This is a genomic window from Minwuia sp. (genome assembly GCF_048263705.1).
Classification (GTDB): Bacteria; Pseudomonadota; Alphaproteobacteria; order Minwuiales; family Minwuiaceae; genus Minwuia.
Window position 1 is genome coordinate 90,957 of record NZ_JBLXDV010000001.1, and the last position, 13,998, is coordinate 104,954.

Genomic DNA, 13,998 nt, shown 5'->3' on the forward strand with positions numbered 1-13,998 from the left:
GGGGAGGCATGCAATGACCGAAGTCTATGTGACGGGGGCGAGCATGACCCCGTTCGGGCGTTTTCTGGAAAAGTCTGTGAAGGATCTGACGCGGGAGGCGGTTTCCGAAGCGCTTGCGGATGCCGATCTTGAGGTGAGCGATGTGGAGGCCGCCTGGTTCTCCAACACCACGCAGGGCGTGCTGGAAGGACAGACGCTGGTGCCCGGGCAGATGGCGCTGCGGGACATGGGTTTCGAAGGCATCCCGATGGCCAATGTCGAGAACGCCTGCGCCTCCGCCTCGACGGCGTTCAACATGGCCTACACCGCGATCAGGGCGGGTCAGTGCGACATCGCGCTCGCGGTCGGTGCGGACAAGATGTACCACGCCGACAAGGCGCGCTCGTTCGAGATCTTCGACGGGGCTATCGATGTACACGACCGCGAGGCGACGTTCGCGCGGCTGAACGCGCTGGGCGACGGCGTGGAAACTCCACCCGAGGCGGTCCTGCCGAACGGCCAGCGCAGCCCTTTCATGGACATCTATGCCAACTGGGCGAAGTTCCACATGAAGAACTTCGGGACCACGCAGAAGCATCTGGCGCATGTGGCGTCGAAGAATCATTTCCATTCGACACTCAATCCCAAATCGCAGTACCGCGACGATATCTCGGTGGAACAGGTCATGGGCGCGCGGCTGGTGTCCTGGCCCCTGACCCTGCCCATGTGCTCACCGATTTCGGACGGCGCTGCGGCGGCGATCCTGGTGTCGGAAAGGATGGCGAGGAAGCTGGGCATGGGCCGGGCCGTGCGCGTCGCGGCGGCGGTGATGGGCACCAGCGTCAATCGCGAACCGGACGATCTGGAGAACCACGTGACCCGGCGTGCCTCGAAAAAGGCTTACGAGTTCGCGGGCTTTGGCCCGGAAGATATTCACGTCGCCGAAGTGCACGATGCGACCGCGATGGGCGAGATCCAGCAGGTCGAGAACATGGGTCTCTGCGCGTTCGGTGAAGCCGGACCGGCAGCCGAACGGGGCGAGACACGGCTGGGCGGACGCGTGCCGGTCAATCCCTCGGGCGGGCTGGAATCCAAGGGCCATCCGATCGGCGCGACCGGCCTGGGTCAGATCTACGAACTGGTCACGCAAGTGCGCGGCGAAGCCGGTGCGCGTCAGGTCGAGGGCGCGCGCCGCGCGATCGCCGAGAATGGCGGCGGCGTCTATCGCTTCGAGGAGGCGACCTGCGCCATCACCGTGCTGGAGGGACCCGCCGCCGCTTGACTGTGGGCATGATCTCCTTAATTTAACCAAATGGTTATTTAATGGAGAGCTGACATGCCCGAACCCGTGATCGCATCGCGCGACGAATGGCTGGCGGCCCGCAAGTCGCTGCTGGCCGAAGAGAAGGCACATCTGCGACGGTCCGACGAACTGGCGGCGAAGCGGCGCGCACTGCCCCGGGTCAGGGTCGAGAAGGACTATCGCTTCATCACGAACGGGGGCGAGAAATCGCTCGGCGACCTGTTCGGCGGCTACAGCCAGTTGATTGTGCAGCACTTCATGTTCGGGCCCGACTGGGAACAGGGCTGTCCGAGCTGTTCGCTCTGGGCCGACAGCTACGACGGCACAGTCGTGCACATGAACCAGCGCGACACCGGCTTCGTCGCCGTTTCCCGCGCGCCGCTGGAGAAACTCAACGCCTACAGGGAACGCATGGGCTGGCGGTTCGAGTGGGTGTCATCGCTGGGCAGCGACTTCAACTTCGACTTTGGCGTCAGCGCGACCGAAGCGCAGATCAAAGCCGGGACGGCCTCCTACAATTTCTCGGAAACGTCGCCGCACGGGGAGGAGATGCCGGGCGCAAGTGTGTTCGCTAAGGATCCGGAAGGTTCGGTCTTCCATACCTATTCCACGTATGCGCGGGGTCTGGATCCGCTGAACGGCATGTATGCCTATCTGGATCTGCTGCCGAAGGGGCGCGACGAGGACGATCTGCCGTTTTCGATGAGCTGGGTGCGCCGCCATGACGAATACGACAACTGAAATCGTCCGCGTGGAGGAGTGGCTGGGGCGGCAGGATTCGAACCTGCGAATGACGATACCAAAAACCGTTGCCTTACCACTTGGCCACGCCCCAACACGCTGCGGGAGATAGCGCATTTTGCTTCGGCCTTACAATGCCGAATTCACCGCCCCTCACGTCGCTTTCCGAAGTGCCTGCCATACCCTGGCGGGTGTGAAGGGTGGCTCCAGGTCGGTGATACCGTCGGCAGTCAGCGCGTGGAACACGGCATTGCCGACTGCAGCCGGCGCACCGTTTGCGCCCAGTTCGCCGATCCCGCGAATGCCGAGGATATTGGTCGGTGACAGGGTTTCGATGAAGCTGGTCTCGATGGCCGGCAGATCATCGGCGCGCGGCATTGCGTAGTCCATGAAGGAGCCCGCCAGAAGCTGGCCTGTTCCGTCCTCGTAGACGGCGTGTTCCAGCAGGGCCTGCCCGACCCCCTGCACCAGAGATCCCTGGGACTGCCCATGCAGCAGCAGCGGATTGACGATCCGTCCGGCGTCATCGCAACTCACCAGTCGCGCCAGCGTGACCTGACCGGTATCGGGATCGATCTCGACCTCGGCGGCGACAACGCCGTAAGGAAAGGCCGAAACCTCATCGGCAAAATCATGTTCGGCTTCCAGCGGCTCGGTCTCGGCCAGGTCGAAGATGCTCACGCGGCGGTCCGTGCCGGTCACCGTGAACGTGCCATCGGCATAGTCGATGTCCGCTGCCGCCGTTTCCAGATGGTCGGCGGCGCGGTCCTTCGCGATGCGGATCACTGCGTCGGCGGTCCGCGCCAGCGTCGTGCCCGAGATCGTCGTCGATGATGACCCGCCCGTGCCGCCACCACGCCGCAACAGCGCCGTATCGCCCTGCCGGACATCGATCCGGTCGAACGGGATCTGCAGCCGCTCGGCGAGGATCTGCGCGTAGACGGTCTCATGTCCCTGGCCGGTCGACTGCGTCCCGGTCCAGGCGGTCACGCGACCGTCGGTGCCAAGGGTCACGCGACTGGTCTCGTTGGTGGAACCCCCGATCCCGTGCAGGTTGCAGGCGAGACCGATGCCGCGGCGCAGGCCCCGGCTTTCGCTGTCCTTCCGGCGTGCGTCGAAGCCATGCCAGTCGATGGCTTCGACCGTGTGCGTCAGCGCGGCGGGATAGTCGCCGCCGCCGTCGAGCACCTTGCCCAGCGCGGTGGTGTAGGGCAGGGCCTGCGGCTGCACCAGATTGATGCGCCGGATTTCCGCGCGGTCCATGCCCAGACGCGCGGCCGCCATATCGGCGAGTCGTTCCAGGCAGTAGATGCCCGGCGGCTTGCCCGCGCCGCGATAGGCATCGACGGGCACGGTGTTGGTGTAGAAGCCGCGCACATGCAGACCGGCGACCGGGATCGTATAGAGACCGGTCAGAACCTTCGCCAGACCGTCCGTGGGCACGCCCGCTGCAAACGACGACAGGAACGCCCCCATGTCCGCATCCGACTGCATCGAAATGGCCTGAAACCTGCCGCTCTCGTCGAAGCCCAGACGGGTGCGGACCACCTGATCGCGCGCATGGGTCTCCGAGACGAAGCTCTCGGTGCGCTCGGAGACCCACCGGACGGTGGCCTTCAGACGCCAGGACGCCCATGCGACCGCAGCCTGCTCGGGATAGACGAAGAATTTCGGACCGAATCCGCCCCCGACGTCGTGGACGCGCACCCTGAGTTGCTCCTTCGGCCATTTCAGCGCGAACCGCGACAGCATGACGTGCGCCGTGTGGGCCCCCTGACAGGCCAGATGCAAGGTGACCGACGGGTCGTCCGCCACGTACTCGCCGATGGCGACCCTGCCCTCGATGGGCGCGCCGGCCATGCGGTTCTGATGGAAGGTGATCTCGACGGCGTGGGAGCAGGCGTCGACGGCCCGGTCGGCGGCCTCGAAATCACCCGCACCCCAGTCGAAGGCCAGATTATCCGCAATGTCGTCGTGGATCCGGGGCGATGTCGTACAGCCCAGGGCGGGGGGCCGGTCATCGATGTCGACCATGACCAGATCCGCAGCTTCCAGGGCGATGGCGCGGGTTTCGGCGACGATCAGCGCGACGGGTTGTCCGACATGATGCACCTGTTCGGCGGGCAGCACGGGGCGCGGGGCCTCGCTGAACGGCGTGCCGTTCCGGTTCTGGACGGGGGCGCCGGTGGGGATCGTCCCCAGCCCGTCGGCATCCGCATCCGCGCCCGTCAGCACCGCCCTGACACCCGGCAGCGCGAGTGCCGCGGAGGTATCGATTGAGACGATGCGGCCGCAGGCGACCTGCGCGCGCACGAAGCAGGCTTCGAGTGCGTTCGGCAGTTCCAGATCGGCGGCAAACCGGCCCGCGCCGGTCAGGAAACGAAAGTCTTCTCGCCGGCGGACCGGATCACCCATCTTCGTCATGTCATCGCTCCGTGCTGAGAAACACCATGAGACGCCGGATTGCCGTACTGCGTCCACATGGTTCTGCCTCCCTTCGCCAACCGGTTCCACGCGACCGCCGGATCGGGTATCATGGTAGTCAACTCAAGATTGAGTATTTCGATTCCGGAAAGGATCGTTGCTGCCGACCCGCGGGGCCAGAATGTGCGCAACCTCCGGAAGAGTGTCCGATTTGCTTTGTACTATCCAATGCTTACGCGCATCCCTCTCATACCGTAGCGTTCATTGCGCGGTGTCTGAACCTGTGACAGGCTCCGTTCACGTTCGGAAATCGGGAGTTTAGAGTGTCATGGGCGATTCAGGTCAGAATCTGGGTCTTCTGTCGGTCTGGTGCGGCGCGCTGACGGAATTTGTCGCGTCGGATTCGCCGGATCTTTCGACCCGTCAGCTCGCGATCATGCTGAACGTCTATCTGCGCCCGGGGCCGCACACGGTGCGGGGGCTCGCCGAGACCCTGAACATCTCGAAACCGGCGGTCAGCCGGGCTCTGGATGCGCTGGGGACGCGGGGACTGGCGCGCAGACAGCGCGACGAGACCGACCGCCGGAACGTGCTGGTGCAGCGCACCGAGGCGGGGTTCGCCTGCCTCAACGGCTTTTCCGAAATGGTGCGGGAATCCCAGCGCGCCGAACTGCGTCTTGATGGCTGAACGGCTCGACAGCCGCCGGCATCCTTTCCGCGCCGATCTGGCCGCCGCCTATCTGCAGGGCCGGGTGGCCGCCGACCGTTTTCAGACACCGCGACGCGCAGTCGTGACGACCGAGATTGCCGCCATCCGCGCCGGGAAAGACGGCCAGTCCATGCAGATTTCGGAGCTGATTTTCGGCGAACCGGTGGACGTCTACGAGACCACCAACGGTTGGTGCTGGTGTCAGGGGGCACTCGATGGCTATGTCGGCTATGTCGAGGACTCTTCGCTCGGCGATCCGGTCGCCGCGCCGACGCATATCGTTTCCGCGCGGCTGAGCCATCTGTTCCCTGAACCGAGCATCAAGCTGCGCCCCGCCGGCCGTGTGACGCTGGGTGCCCGGATTGCGATAAAATCGGTGAACGGCAAGTTCGCCGAGCTTGCCGATGGCACCCACATCATCGCCAGCCATATCCGTCCGCTGGGCAAACCCGAGACCGACCCGCTCGATATCGCGATCCGCTGCATGGGAGCCCCCTATCTCTGGGGCGGGCGTTCATCGCACGGGCTGGACTGCTCCGGCCTTGTGCAGGTCGCCCATCAGGGCTGCGGTCTGATGCCGCCCCGCGATTCGGACATGCTGCGCGACGAACTGGGCGAAGGGAAACCCGTGCCGGACTCGCCTGCCGGACTGGCGCGCAACGATGTGGTGTTCTTTCCGGGCCATTGCATGATCGCGGACGGAGAAGGCGGTCTGGTCCACGCCAACGCTTCGCACATGATGGTGACGCACGAGCCCGCCGAGACCGTGTTTGAACGGACACGAGGTGGCTGGGGATCGGTCACTGCAATTCGGAATGCTTCGCCTCGGAGCTAACGCACCTGCACCGTGCCGAAGACCGGCGTCCGCTTTTCGACGAAGGCGGCCACGGCTTCCCTGTGATCGGGATGTTGCGCGGCGGGTACAAGGATCTCGGCTTCCTGATCCAGCGCTTCGAGAAATTCGGCGTGCGCAGCCCGATCCAGATTGGCCTTGATCCCGGCCAGGGCCGTGCGCGGTCCGGCCGCAATCCGGCGTGCAAAGGCGAAAGCCGTATCGAACAGGTCGTCGAAAGGCACGACCTGGTTCACGATGCCCAGACGCTCACAGCGATCAGCGTCCACCTTGTCGCCGGTGAACATCAGTTCCCGCGCCCGGGCCGTGCCGACCAGCCGCGTCAGCAGCCACGAGATGCCATAATCTCCCGTCAGGCCCACCCGGGCGTAGCCCGTCGCGACGAAGGCGCTGTCGGCAGCGAAGCGGATATCGCAGGCCAGCGCGATGGCGAGACCGGCACCTGCCGCCGGGCCGGGCAGGGCCGCGATGGTCGGTTTTGGCAGTCCGACAAGCGTGCCGGTCAGCGTCCGCTGCCGGTGCTTCAGATCGGCGATCTTCTCCTCGGTGCTCATCGCGGCCTTCGCGGGCGTTCGACCGGCCATGCCCTTCACATCGCCGCCCGCACAGAAGGCTGTCCCGGCGCCGGTGATCAGCAACGCCCCGACGCGGTCATCGTCCCCCATCTGGCGGATCATTCGGCGCAGGGCGGGGGTCAGGTCGTCCGACAGCGCGTTCCGTGCCTCCGGCCGGTTCAGCGTGATGATGGCAACCCCATCGCGAATCTCGCAGAGCAACTGCCCGGTGCCGGTATCGATATTCATGTCTGTCCCTCCCGAAAAGTCTGGCCTACAGATCGAGCGCGTCCAGAATGGTCGCATTGACCTTGTGAACGTCGAAGCGGTCCTCGGCGATGTCCCGCGACCTGTGGCCGTGTTCCGTGGCCAGAGCCGGTGTCCGAATGTATCTCACCATGACGTTATATAAGGCGTCTGCGTCGCCGACCGGAACCAGATAGCCGTTTTCACCGTCGTTCACCGTCTCCCGGCATCCGGGGGCGTCGGTCGTGATCACTGCCCTGCCGGTTGCCATGGCTTCGAGCACCGATCGCGGCGTGCCCTCGCGGTAGGAAGGCAGCACGTAGACGGCGCAGGCGGCGAGGTGCGGACGGACATCCTCCTGAAAGCCCAGGAATTCCATGCCGGACGATTGCCATGCCGCCAGTTCGTCCTCGCCGATGGAATCCGAAGAGTCATCCAGCCAGCCGATCAGCCGGCAGGGGACGGCGGGATGGTCCCGGGCCAGTCGCCGGACGGCCTCGGCATATTCGCGTACGCCTTTCGCCTTGAGCAGCCGCGCGACCATCAGGAAGGATATCTGCGCCGGGATCGGATGTGCCTCGAAGCGGTCGAGGTCAATGCCCGAACCGCCCGTCAGAACCGTCGGCTTTTCGGCGTCCAGAAGGGCGCGGTCCTGCAGCAGTGCGCGGTCATCCGGGTTCTGGAAGAACACCACCTGCGCCTTCTTCAATGCCGCTTTGAGCAGAAACGACAGCACGCCCTGCACCATGCGCTGTCTGAATGACGGTGCGCCGGTCAGCCCGTAGCCGAGCCCGGTCATCATGGGTGCGAACCGCACATTGTGCATCGTCCGGCACGCCAGCCCGCCCCAGACCACCGGCTTGATCGTGTAGGCGAAGACGACATCGACCCGCTCGCGGCGAATCAGTGCCCCGATCCGGGTCCACAACGCCAGGTCGGCCAGCGGGTTCAACCCGGTACGCTGCATCCGAATTTCGTGCGGTTCGGCACCCAGATCCGTCAGTCCCTGACGCGTTGCCTTGTCGATGTCAGGCGCAGCGGCGATCACCCGGTGACCCCGGCGCGTCATTGCCGAAATCAGCGGGCCTCTGAAGTTGAGCAGCGAGGGCGCATAGGACCCGAGGACCAGCACTGTCCCCGGCTCAGCGGCACGATCTGGAGCAACATGTGGAATGCCCTTCGCTCCCTCACCGTCCCGGAATGCGCCCTTTGACCCTGTCTGCATGTACCATTGCCCGGACGGGCCGTCCATGCTCCGGCGGGCCTCTGACGTGCTGCGTCCACTGGACAGCGTGCGCCGCAGAAGGCAAGAGACGGGCAGCACGCGTGGGCATCTTTGGTGGAGCCGTGATGACAGCCGGACGAAACAATGGACTGCTCTGGTCGGGATCGATGTTGTGCATCGGGGCCGCAGCGCCGTTGCTCACCATGGGACGGATCACGATGCTCGCCGTCTTCGCGCTCGGTATTGTGCTGGGGCTGGTGGCCGTGTTCCGCGACAGGCGCCGGGAAATTGTCCCTGTTGCCGTATCGGCGCGGGTTTCCGTTTTGCTGCTGCTCGGCTTTCTTGTCGTGGCAGCGCTTTCCAGCGGCATGAGTCCGTGGCCGGAAGACGCGCTGTTGAAGACGGGAGATCTCGCGCTCCAGATTCTGCTGGTACTGTCGGCCTTGCTGATCGTGCATCTCTGTCCCGACGAATCGCGCCGTCTGCTCGTGCTTGTCTTTCTGACCGCTGTTGCCGTGGCGTCGCTTTTCGCCCTGGGCGACAGCGCCAATTGCGTTGCCAACGCCGAGATCAACGAACTGTATCGCTGGTGCACCAAGCGATCCCGGCACAGGGGGACGGCCTTTGCCGTTCTGCTGCCTCTGATGGTGGGACTGCTCGCTTCATCAAACCGCACAGGCTCGCGACAGCACATCGGCACTCTTGAAGCTCTTTGTGTCGGTGCGTTGGCGATGGTCGTGTTTCTGTCGGGCAGTCGCTCGGGCATGATCGCGGCAACCGGTGGACTGGCGGTCTTGACGGTGTTTGCCGTCGTCCAGGGCTACTTCGGGTTGATCTGGAAGGCGCTTGTCGCGGTGGTCTTGGCATTCGGTGCATCGCTTGCGGCGCTGGCACTTTATGCGCCGCTGATAGTTGAACAGCGGCTGGTCACGTCACACACCGAGTTTGGCGCGTTCAACGGACGTGAGGCCGCATGGCGCGCGGCGATCCAGATGTGGTCAGAGAATCCGTTGCTGGGTGTCGGCGTCTGGAATTTCCGGCAGTTTGCCGACGGCTTTTCGCACCCTCACAATTTCGTCCTCGAGGTCATGGCGGACACGGGCACCCTCGGCGCGCTGGTGCTTGGCGGGGTGCTGCTGCTGCTCGCGGTCCGGTTGCTGGCACGCGTCCGCCTGGGGCCGGCCTCGGCCGGCCTTGCCGCCAGTGTAGCTACCTTCTTTGCGGCGGCTTCTGCAGCGACATCCTTCTTCTACGGCTGGTGGCTGTGCATCCTGTTCGCGGCGCTGGCCATCGGCATGGCTGCGTCGAAACTGGAAGCCGACAATGGACGCTAGGCGGTGAAGCGGCTTTTCGACATCGTGCTCACCCTGCTGGCTGCACCGGTCATTCTGCCGGTGTGTCTGGTGACGGCCCTGCTTGTCGCCAGGCGGCTGGGCAGACCGGTCCTGTTCACCCAGCAGCGCGCGGGCAGGGATGGCCGGATCTTCACGATCTTCAAGTTCAGGTCCATGACCGATGCCCGCCATGCCGATGGCGTGCTGCTGCCCGCCGAGGACAGGCTCACTCCGTTCGGTCGGCGGCTGCGGTCGACCAGTCTGGATGAACTGCCGCAACTGCTGAATGTTCTGCGGGGGGACATGAGCCTTGTCGGGCCGCGACCCCTGCTGCCTGAGTATGTCGCGCGCTACAGCCCTGAACAACGCCGCCGTCTGGATGTGCGTCCCGGGGTCACCGGTCTGGCGCAGGTGCTGGGCCGCAACCGTCTGAGCTGGGATGAGAAGTTCGCGCTGGATGTCGCATATGTCGACAGGCAGAGCCTCTGGCTGGACATCCGGATCATCCTGATGACGGTCGGTGTGCTGCTGAAGCGCGGCGGCGGTGTCGAGCCGGAGGACAAGGCGATCATGGAGGAGTTTCGCGGCAGCGACGATGGCCGTGAACAGCGCGGTTCAGGCGAGAGCGACCTTTAACGCCTGAGCCACCTGGTCGATGTCTTCCTCTGTCAGATCGGGATGCATCGGCAGGCTCATGACCCGTTCGGCGACAGCGTCTCCGACCGGCAGTATCGCGTCGGGATCTGCCACCGCAGGCTGGCGGTTCAGCGGGTAGGGGTAGTGCACGGCGGTGGGGATGCCCGCCGCGGACAGGCTGGCGATCACATCGTCCCGTTTGTCGACCTGGATCGTGTACTGCGCCCAGGCGCTGGTATTGCCTTCGCGAACGTGGGGCAGCGTGTCGATCCCGATCCCGATCGCGCCGAGCCGGGTGTCGTAGAGACGGGCCGCCCGCTGCCGTCCGGCGATGTCGGCCTCGAACACCTCCAGCTTGGTCAGGACGACCGCAGCCTGCAGCGTGTCCAGGCGGCTGTTGATGCCCACCCGGATGTGATGATAGCGCCGGTCCTGGCCGTGGCTGGCGATTTGCCGCATCACAAGTGCCAGTTCGTCGTCGTCGGTGAACATGGCACCACCGTCGCCGTAGCACCCCAGCGGCTTGGACGGAAAGAAGCTGGTGGTCGAGATCGTCGAAAGGGCGCCGGACCGCCGGTTGTTCTGCGTCGCGCCGAAACTCTGGGCCGCATCCTCGATCACGGGCAGGCCATGGCGCTCGGCGATGGCGTTGATGGCGGGGAAATCGGCGCACTGGCCGTAAAGCGACACCGGCATGATCGCCTTCGTCCGCTCGGTGATCGCCGCTTCCAGCAGCCCGGGGTCCATGTTGTAGGTGACCGGATCGATATCGACGTAGACCGGCTTCGCACCCAGCACGGCGGCGGCTTCGGCGGTCGCGATATAAGTGAAGCCGGGCACGATGACTTCATCGCCATGGCCGACACCCACGGCCATCAGCGCGATCTGCAGCGCGTCGGTGCCATTGCCGCAGGCGATGCAGTGCTTCACCCCGATGAAATCGGCCAGCTTGCCCTCAAGCTCTTTTACTTCCGGGCCGTTGATGAACTTGCCATGCGCCAGTACGGCGGCCATGCGGGCATCCATCTGCGGTTTCAGGCGGGCGTACTGTGCCCCGAGATCGACGAACTGCATCAGTTCGGTTTCCGCTTCGAGACGCTCAGCACGCCGTCTTTCAGCGTGTAGCGGTCGCCCAGATTCGGGCATGTCCAGGTGCCCTTGCCTTCGACCGGCAACGGAATCCGCTCGCCGTACAGGCTCATCCAGCCGATCTGCTTGCCCGGCACGCCACCGATCAGGGCGAAGTCCGGCACGTCGTTGCGAACGACCGCGCCGGCGGCGATGAAGGCATGCGCACCCACGGTCGACCCGCAGATGATGGTCGCGTTTGCGCCGATGGTCGCGCCCTTGCGGACCAGCGTCGGGCGGTATTCGTCCTTGCGGCTGATGGCCGAGCGCGGGTTGTAGACGTTGGTGAAGACCATGCTGGGCCCGCAGAAGACGTCGTCTTCCAGGGTCACACCGTCGTAGACTGAGACATTGTTCTGGATCTTCACGTTGTCGCCGATGGTCACATCGTTGCCGACGAACACGTTCTGTCCCAGCGAGCAGCCCGCGCCGATCCTCGCCTGTGCGCAGACATGGACGAAGTGCCAGATGCGGCTGCCTGCGCCGATCTCTGCGCCGTCATCGACGATGGCGGACGGGTGAACGGTGTAGTCCATGTTCAATACTCCAGCGGCAGGCTGATGCGCTGTCCGTCGCGGGCCGACAGATAGGCGGCGATCAGGACTTCGAGCGATTTCAGACCCTCGCGGCCGTCGGTCTCCGGTTCGGCCTCGCCGCGCAGCACCTTGATCACATTGTCATAATACAGCGGGTGCCCGAAGCCATAGACAGATGTCGTCGCATAGCTCGCGTTGGCGACTTCCTCGTCCATCGGGTGGGGTTCGGCGAACTTCCAGTGATCGATGCGGTTCACGGCGACGCCGCCGACGCGCACGGTCCCCTTCTCGCCCAGAATGGTGATGGAGCCCTCAAGGTTCTCCGGATAGGTCAGCATGGACACGTTGACGGTACCGATGGCGCCGGAACGCCAGCGGACCAGCATGGCGCCGGTGTCCTCGACCTCGATGTTGCGGGCCAGGGTCGCGGTCTGGGCCTGGATGCTCTCGATGGGACCGATGAGCCATTCCAGCAGATCGATGTAGTGGCTGGCCTGATTCATCAGTGCGCCGCCGTCGAACTCCCAGGTGCCCCGCCATCCTGCGCTGTCGTAATAATCCTGCGGTCGGGTCCAGAACACGTTGATGGCCACGGAATAGATGCGCCCGAAGCGCCCGCCGCTGACCGCCTTCTTCAGCAGTTGCAGCGTGGCGTTGCGGCGGTTCTGCTTGACCACGAACAGGCGCACGCCGGCGCGGTCGCAGGCGTCGACCATGGCGCGGCCATCGGCCCAGCGCGTGGCCATCGGCTTCTCGGTCATCACGTTGACGTCCATGCGCGCCGCCTCGATCGTCTGCTGCGGGTGCAGGCCGCTGGGGGTCGCCAGCACGACGACATCCGGCTTCACCGCCTCGATCATCTCGGCCTGCGTCCTGAAACCAGGCACATTGTGTTCTGCCGTCACCCGGTCGCGGACGGCGTCCTTCGTTTCGCAGACACCGACCAGCTCTGCGCGGTCCGTATGCTCGGCCAGGGCCGAAAGATGCTTCTCCGCAATCCGTCCGCAACCGGTCACGGCAAAGCGAATCTGGCGGTCACGAAGGTCGGCGGCAGTGGCGGGCATCGGCACAACTCATCTGGTCAATCTGCGATGCCAGTGGTTTAGGCCCTATGTGGGCGGTCCCGCAAGAGTCTAGCCTTCAGGCACCCGGCGCATGAGATCAATTCACAGGCAGCACGGATTGGGATAGACACGCTGCCAGGGGGTGCCTGTATCGCGCCGCCAGAATCAACAAGCCGGACCATTGCCATGTCATCAGCGCCAGACAATACCGATACGCCGATCGAAGCGCCGCCAGAATGGTTGTTCGAGTTGATCGGTTTTCCGAACCTTGGCGAGGGTGAGAAGGCGAAGCAGGCCGGCACCCCGATTGCCGTTCGGGACGGGATTGTCCGTGTGGGACGTGCATTCACCGATGAGCAGACCCAGACGCGCGATGCGTTCGACTTCAAATGGCACCAGCGTGCCACCTACGACAGTCCGCATTTCCGGGCCAAGATGAAGGCATGGCTGATCGGCAAGTACGGCGACCCGGCTGACGAACCCTGGTTGAACGCCGTCCGTGATCGCAAGCCGGTCGTGCTGGATGCCGGGTGTGGCGCGGCCTTTTCGGCGCTGGAATATTTTGGCCCCTACGGTGATCGTATCAACTACGTTGGCGTCGACATATCCGAAGCCGTCGATGTCGCGCGCATGCGTTTTGCCGAAGAGGGTATCCCGGGTGCCTTCATGCAGTGCGACCTGATGCAGATGCCGTTCCCGGATGGATCGGTCGATGCGATCTTTTCCGAAGGCGTGCTGCACCATACGCCTTCGACGCGCGATGCGATCATTGCGGTAGCCCGCAAGCTGCGGTCCGGTGGGACGTTCATGTTCTATGTCTACAAGCGGAAGGGGCCGATCCGCGAATTTACAGACGATTACATCCGCGACCGCATTGCGGACATGAACCCGGAAGAGGCCTGGGCTGCCATAATGCCACTCACGAAGTTGGGGCATTTGCTGGGCGAACTGGATATCGAGATCGATGTGCCTGAAGCGATTGATGTGCTGGATATTCCGGCGGGGAAGATCAATCTCCAGCGGCTGTTCTACTGGCATATCTTCAAGGCGTATCACGATCCCGATTTCTCGATGGACGAGATGAATCACATCAATTTCGACTGGTATTCGCCGGCCTACGCATTCCGTCAGTCTCCGGACGAGGTCCGCGCATGGTGCGCCGAGGCAGGCCTGAACATCCGCAAGATACATGTTGAAGAAGCTGGTATCACCGTGGTTGCGGACAAGGTCTGAAGGGACCACCTTGCGTCTGATGGAAGGGGCCAA

Annotated in this window: 13 protein-coding genes and 1 tRNA gene; 7 read left to right on the plus strand and 7 right to left on the minus strand. The window is 64.3% G+C overall.

From position 1 onward, the window contains the following. Positions 1 to 13 precede the first annotated feature (13 nt). Entirely contained in the window at positions 14 to 1,261 is a 1,248-nt protein-coding gene (locus ACN0X7_RS00410; RefSeq protein WP_417512945.1) for a thiolase family protein, read from the plus strand. Between the two features lie 54 nt (positions 1,262 to 1,315). Beyond that, the gene (locus ACN0X7_RS00415) at positions 1,316 to 2,023 is read left to right on the plus strand and encodes a DUF899 domain-containing protein (RefSeq protein WP_417512947.1); all 708 of its coding nucleotides are present in this window, start codon (positions 1,316 to 1,318) and stop codon (positions 2,021 to 2,023) included. Positions 2,024 to 2,042: 19 nt separating this feature from the next. On the opposite strand, the gene ACN0X7_RS00420 is transcribed toward ACN0X7_RS00415, so the two are convergent. Together ACN0X7_RS00420 and ACN0X7_RS00425 are read right to left on the minus strand one after the other, a co-directional pair. Next, positions 2,043 to 2,117, minus strand: a tRNA-Gln gene (locus ACN0X7_RS00420). Positions 2,118 to 2,176: 59 nt separating this feature from the next. Further along, positions 2,177 to 4,447 carry a xanthine dehydrogenase family protein molybdopterin-binding subunit gene (locus ACN0X7_RS00425; protein WP_417512949.1) on the minus strand — a complete coding sequence of 757 codons (2,271 nt, stop codon included), beginning with the start codon at positions 4,445 to 4,447 and terminating at the stop codon, positions 2,177 to 2,179. Between the two features lie 328 nt (positions 4,448 to 4,775). On the opposite strand from ACN0X7_RS00425, the gene ACN0X7_RS00430 reads away from it, so the two are divergent. Together ACN0X7_RS00430 and ACN0X7_RS00435 are read left to right on the plus strand one after the other, a co-directional pair. Then, a complete protein-coding gene (locus ACN0X7_RS00430) occupies positions 4,776 to 5,135 on the plus strand; it encodes a MarR family transcriptional regulator (protein ID WP_417512951.1) in 360 nt (119 codons plus the stop codon). Continuing rightward, on the plus strand, positions 5,128 to 5,991 hold the full coding sequence (locus ACN0X7_RS00435; protein WP_417512953.1) for an NlpC/P60 family protein: 864 nt from the start codon (positions 5,128 to 5,130) through the stop codon (positions 5,989 to 5,991). The genes ACN0X7_RS00430 and ACN0X7_RS00435 overlap by 8 nt, the downstream gene beginning before the upstream one ends. On the opposite strand, the gene ACN0X7_RS00440 is transcribed toward ACN0X7_RS00435, so the two are convergent. Together ACN0X7_RS00440 and ACN0X7_RS00445 are read right to left on the minus strand one after the other, a co-directional pair. Beyond that, positions 5,988 to 6,812: an enoyl-CoA hydratase-related protein gene (locus ACN0X7_RS00440; RefSeq protein WP_417512955.1), complete on the minus strand. Its 825-nt coding sequence runs from the start codon at positions 6,810 to 6,812 to the stop codon at positions 5,988 to 5,990. The genes ACN0X7_RS00435 and ACN0X7_RS00440 overlap by 4 nt on opposite strands. 25 nt (positions 6,813 to 6,837) lie before the next feature. After that, positions 6,838 to 7,878, minus strand: coding sequence for a glycosyltransferase family 4 protein (locus ACN0X7_RS00445; RefSeq protein ID WP_417512957.1), 1,041 nt, complete (start codon positions 7,876 to 7,878; stop codon positions 6,838 to 6,840). Positions 7,879 to 8,159: 281 nt separating this feature from the next. Between ACN0X7_RS00445 and ACN0X7_RS00450 the strand changes: the two genes are divergently transcribed. Both ACN0X7_RS00450 and ACN0X7_RS00455 read left to right on the plus strand, forming a co-directional pair. Then, positions 8,160 to 9,368: an O-antigen ligase family protein gene (locus tag ACN0X7_RS00450; RefSeq protein WP_417512959.1), complete on the plus strand. Its 1,209-nt coding sequence runs from the start codon at positions 8,160 to 8,162 to the stop codon at positions 9,366 to 9,368. 3 nt (positions 9,369 to 9,371) lie between these two features. Beyond that, positions 9,372 to 10,004 (plus strand): sugar transferase, encoded by a 633-nt coding sequence (locus ACN0X7_RS00455; RefSeq protein ID WP_417512961.1) that lies wholly within the window; start codon positions 9,372 to 9,374, stop codon positions 10,002 to 10,004. Here ACN0X7_RS00455 and ACN0X7_RS00460 read toward each other — a convergent pair. The 3 genes from ACN0X7_RS00460 to ACN0X7_RS00470 are packed head-to-tail and all read right to left on the minus strand — an operon-like array spanning position 9,984 to position 12,732. Next, positions 9,984 to 11,078 (minus strand): DegT/DnrJ/EryC1/StrS family aminotransferase, encoded by a 1,095-nt coding sequence (locus ACN0X7_RS00460; protein WP_417512963.1) that lies wholly within the window; start codon positions 11,076 to 11,078, stop codon positions 9,984 to 9,986. The genes ACN0X7_RS00455 and ACN0X7_RS00460 overlap by 21 nt on opposite strands. Then, positions 11,078 to 11,668 carry a DapH/DapD/GlmU-related protein gene (locus ACN0X7_RS00465; RefSeq protein ID WP_417512965.1) on the minus strand — a complete coding sequence of 197 codons (591 nt, stop codon included), beginning with the start codon at positions 11,666 to 11,668 and terminating at the stop codon, positions 11,078 to 11,080. Before ACN0X7_RS00465 ends, ACN0X7_RS00460 begins: the two co-directional genes overlap by 1 nt. A gap of 2 nt (positions 11,669 to 11,670) precedes the next feature. Next, positions 11,671 to 12,732 (minus strand): Gfo/Idh/MocA family protein, encoded by a 1,062-nt coding sequence (locus ACN0X7_RS00470; RefSeq protein WP_417512967.1) that lies wholly within the window; start codon positions 12,730 to 12,732, stop codon positions 11,671 to 11,673. Between the two features lie 186 nt (positions 12,733 to 12,918). Between ACN0X7_RS00470 and ACN0X7_RS00475 the strand changes: the two genes are divergently transcribed. Next, on the plus strand, positions 12,919 to 13,965 hold the full coding sequence (locus ACN0X7_RS00475) for a class I SAM-dependent methyltransferase (protein WP_417512969.1): 1,047 nt from the start codon (positions 12,919 to 12,921) through the stop codon (positions 13,963 to 13,965). Positions 13,966 to 13,998 lie beyond the last annotated feature (33 nt).